The following is a 4,084-nucleotide window of genomic DNA, read 5'->3' on the forward strand; positions in this document are numbered from 1 at the left end:
AGGAAATCCAGGACGTGTACCGCCTGCAGGGCGTGAAGATCAACGACAAGCACATTGAAGTGATCTCGCGTCAGATGCTGCGCAAGGTTGAAATCACCGATCAGGGCAGCAGCAAGTTCCTGAACGGCGAGCAGGCCGAGCGCCAGCGCGTGATCGAAGAAAATGCGAAACTTGTCGCCCGCAATGAACTGCCGGCACAGTTCGACCCGGTCCTCCTGGGTATCACCAAGGCGTCGCTGGCCACCGAATCGTTCATTTCGGCAGCGTCGTTCCAGGAAACCACCCGCGTGCTGACCGAAGCTGCCGTCCGCGGCACCTCGGACAACCTGCGCGGTCTGAAGGAAAACGTCATCGTCGGCCGCCTGATCCCGGCGGGTACCGGCCTGGCTTACCATTCCAAGCGCCGTCGCGGCGCCTCCGGCCTGACCGAGTCGGAAATCGCAACCCTGGCCGCTCCGGCCGCGGTGGCGGAAGTGGAGGTCGCGGCACCGGAAGCTGAACAGGCTTCGGGTGGCGAGGAGTAATAGTTAGATCGGCCGGCCCGCTTGCGGGCCGGCAGTTCGACCTGAACGGGGTACACGGAGGCCCCCCCGTAACAGCTCTGGATCAGGGCTGGCCTGAAGGGTGCGCGTTTGACCGCGCTCTTGACAGGTTGCTACAATCGTCTGTCTCAGCAGGCCTAAAATTTGGGCCTGCTTTACATTTTCCGCATCCTTGGCCGTTTTCAACGGCCCCAATCAGAAGAACCTACTGATGGCGACGATCAACCAGCTGGTCCGCAAGCCGCGGCAAGCGACCACCTACAAGAGTGCCTCGCCGGCGCTCGACAAGTGCCCGCAGCGCCGTGGCGTCTGCACCCGTGTCTACACCACCACCCCGAAGAAGCCGAACTCGGCTCTGCGCAAGGTTGCAAAGGTTCGCCTGACCAACCAGGAAGAGGTGATTTCCTACATCGGTGGTGAAGGCCACAACCTGCAGGAGCACTCCGTGGTCCTGATCCGCGGCGGTCGCGTCAAGGATCTGCCGGGTGTGCGTTACCACACCGTCCGTGGCTCGCTCGATGCCGCTGGCGTTGCCAAGCGTCGCCAGGCGCGTTCCAAGTACGGCGCCAAGCGTCCGAAGGCCTAAGGAGTAAGACATGTCACGTAAAGGTAATACTCCGCAGCGTTCGGTCCTGCCCGATCCCAAGCACGGGAGCGAAACCATCGCCCGCTTCATCAACATGGTGATGCTGAGCGGTAAGAAGTCCGTTGCTGAAAAGATCGTCTATGGCGCAATGGACGTCATCAGCGAAAAGAACCCGAATGCAATCGAGCTGGTGCAGAAGGCACTGGACAACGTTGCTCCGGGCGTGGAAGTGAAGTCGCGTCGCGTCGGTGGTGCCACCTATCAGGTGCCGGTCGAAGTGCGCGCTTCGCGCAAGATGGCCCTGGCCATGCGCTGGCTGATCGACTCGGCACGTAAGCGTGGCGAGAACACCATGCCGCGCAAGCTGGCTGCCGAACTGCTGGACGCCTCGGAAAACCGTGGCGGCGCTATCAAGAAGCGCGAAGAAACCCACCGTATGGCGGAAGCGAACAAGGCGTTCGCGCACTACCGCTGGTGATGAAAGGGGGCCTTGGAAACAAGGCCCCAAGCACCCATCTGGTGCTACTTGTGGCGCTTTGAGCGCTGCTTCAATCCGAAGGCCGCCGTAAGGCGGCGTTCGGCCATCCGAATTCCTAGAAATTTGAGAGGCTCCCCGTGGCCCGTACCACTCCCATCGAGCGTTACCGTAACTTCGGCATCATGGCCCACATCGATGCCGGCAAGACCACCACGTCCGAGCGCATCCTGTTCTACACCGGCAAGAGCCACAAGCTCGGTGAAGTGCATGACGGCGCCGCCACCATGGACTGGATGGAGCAGGAGCAGGAACGTGGCATCACGATCCAGTCCGCTGCTACCACCGCGTTCTGGAAGGGCATGGACAAGTCCCTGCCGGAGCACCGTTTCAACATCATCGACACCCCCGGGCACGTTGACTTCACCATCGAAGTCGAACGCTCCCTGCGCGTGCTCGACGGTGCCGTGTTCGTGCTGTGCGCCGTCGGTGGCGTGCAGCCGCAGTCGGAAACCGTGTGGCGCCAGGCCAACAAGTACCAGGTGCCGCGCATCGCGTTCGTCAACAAGATGGACCGCACCGGCGCCAACTTCCTGAAGGTCCGTGACCAGCTGAAGGCAAAGCTCGGCGCTGTCGCCGTGCCGATGCAGCTGCCGATCGGTGCCGAAGAAGGCTTCAAGGGCGTGGTCGACCTGCTCAAGATGAAGGCCATCCATTGGGATGACGCTTCGCAGGGCATGAAGTTCGAGTACGGCGACATCCCGGCTGACATGCAGGCGGCGGCTGAAGAAGCCCGCACCTTCATGATCGAAACCGCGGCTGAAGCCAACGAAGAGCTGATGGAAAAGTACCTGGGCGGCGAAGAGCTGGACGAGGCCGAGATCATCAATGCCCTGCGTACCCGTACGCTGGCCGTTGAGATCGTGCCGATGTTCTGTGGCTCGGCGTTCAAGAACAAGGGCGTGCAGGCCATGCTCGACGGCGTGATCCAGCTGCTGCCGTCGCCGGTCGACGTGCCGGACGTGAAGGGTACGGACGTTGACGACGATTCGATCGAGATGACCCGCAAGTCGGACGACAAGGCTCCGTTCTCGTCGCTGGCGTTCAAGATCATCACCGACCCGTTCGTCGGCGCGCTGACCTTCTTCCGCGTCTACTCCGGCGTGCTGAACGGTGGTGACACCGTGCTGAACTCGGTGAAGAACAAGAAGGAGCGTATCGGCCGCATCCTGCAGATGCACTCGAACAACCGCGAGGAAATCAAGGAAGTTCTGGCCGGTGACATCGCTGCTGCCGTGGGCCTGAAGGACACCACCACCGGTGACACGCTGTGCTCGATCGATGCACCGATCGTGCTGGAGCGCATGGTGTTCCCGGAGCCGGTGATCTCGATGGCTGTCGAGCCGAAGACCAAGTCGGACCAGGAAAAGATGGGTCTGGCACTGGGCCGTCTGGCACAGGAAGATCCGTCGTTCCGCGTCAAGACCGACGAAGAATCCGGCCAGACCATCATCTCCGGCATGGGCGAGCTGCACCTGGACATCATCGTCGACCGCCTCAAGCGCGAGTTCAACGTTGAAGCCAACGTCGGCAAGCCGCAGGTGGCCTACCGCGAAACCATCACCCAGGCTGACGTCAAGTCGGACTACAAGCACGCCAAGCAGTCCGGTGGTAAGGGTCAGTACGGTCACGTCGTGATCGAGCTGTCGCCGATCACCGCTGAAGACCGTGCCGATCCGAAGCTGGCTCCGGCCATCAAGGATGACTTCCTGTTCATCAACGACATCACCGGCGGCGTGATCCCGAAGGAATTCATTCCTTCCGTGGAAAAGGGCCTGCGCGAAACCATCACCAGCGGTCCGCTGGCTGGCTTCCCGGTGGTGGACGTCAAGGTCAAGCTGGTGTTCGGCTCGTACCATGACGTTGACTCGTCGGAAATGGCGTTCAAGCTCGCCTCGTCGATGGCCTTCAAGCAGGGCTTCGCCAAGGCCAAGCCGGTTCTGCTGGAGCCGATCATGAAGGTCGAAATCGTGACTCCGGAAGACTACCAGGGTGACGTGATGGGCGACGTCAGCCGCCGTCGTGGCGTGCTGCAGGGTTCGGGCACCACCGGTGACGGTTCGGCCAGCATCATCAACGCGATGATTCCGCTGGGTGAAATGTTCGGTTACGCCACTGCGCTGCGTTCGCAGACCCAGGGTCGCGCAACCTTCACCATGGAATTCGACCACTACGAGCCGGCGCCGAACAACATCGCCGAAACCGTAATGAAGAAGGCCTGAGTCTTAGACTCAGGCACTCCCTCCAAGTTTTAGCTAATCAAGGAATTACATATGTCCAAGGGTAAGTTCGAACGTACCAAGCCGCACGTAAACGTCGGCACCATCGGCCACGTTGACCATGGCAAGACCACGCTGACCGCTGCTCTGACCAAGATCGGTGCAGAGCGCTTCGGTGGCGAGTTCAAGGATTACTCCTCGA

Annotated in this window: 4 protein-coding genes and 1 pseudogene; all 5 read left to right on the plus strand. The window is 61.1% G+C overall.

Features of this window, described 5'->3' with window-relative positions:
• Positions 1-524: pseudogene (locus tag RT460_RS19360) on the plus strand (DNA-directed RNA polymerase subunit beta'); the annotation flags it as partial.
• 229 nt (positions 525-753) lie between these two features.
• Positions 754-1,128 carry a 30S ribosomal protein S12 gene (gene rpsL / locus RT460_RS19365; protein ID WP_004145320.1) on the plus strand — a complete coding sequence of 125 codons (375 nt, stop codon included), beginning with the start codon at positions 754-756 and terminating at the stop codon, positions 1,126-1,128.
• A 10-nt stretch (positions 1,129-1,138) separates the two neighbouring features.
• Positions 1,139-1,606: a 30S ribosomal protein S7 gene (gene rpsG, locus RT460_RS19370; protein ID WP_313321353.1), complete on the plus strand. Its 468-nt coding sequence runs from the start codon at positions 1,139-1,141 to the stop codon at positions 1,604-1,606.
• Positions 1,607-1,743: 137 nt separating this feature from the next.
• Entirely contained in the window at positions 1,744-3,885 is a 2,142-nt protein-coding gene (fusA, locus tag RT460_RS19375; protein WP_313321354.1) for an elongation factor G, read from the plus strand.
• Between the two features lie 51 nt (positions 3,886-3,936).
• A partial coding sequence (locus RT460_RS19380) for a GTP-binding protein (protein WP_313321355.1) occupies positions 3,937-4,084 on the plus strand: 148 nt, incomplete at its 3' end.

It is taken from the genome of Stenotrophomonas sp. (genome assembly GCF_032061965.1).
In the GTDB taxonomy this organism is placed as follows: domain Bacteria; phylum Pseudomonadota; class Gammaproteobacteria; order Xanthomonadales; family Xanthomonadaceae; genus Stenotrophomonas.

What these genes read in the sequence shown, in the direction of transcription:
- rpsL (WP_004145320.1), top strand. Translation starts at nt 754, where the DNA reads ATGGCGACGATCAACCAGCTGGTCCGCAAGCCGCGGCAAGCGACCACC.
- rpsG (WP_313321353.1), top strand. Translation starts at nt 1,139, where the DNA reads ATGTCACGTAAAGGTAATACTCCGCAGCGTTCGGTCCTGCCCGATCCC.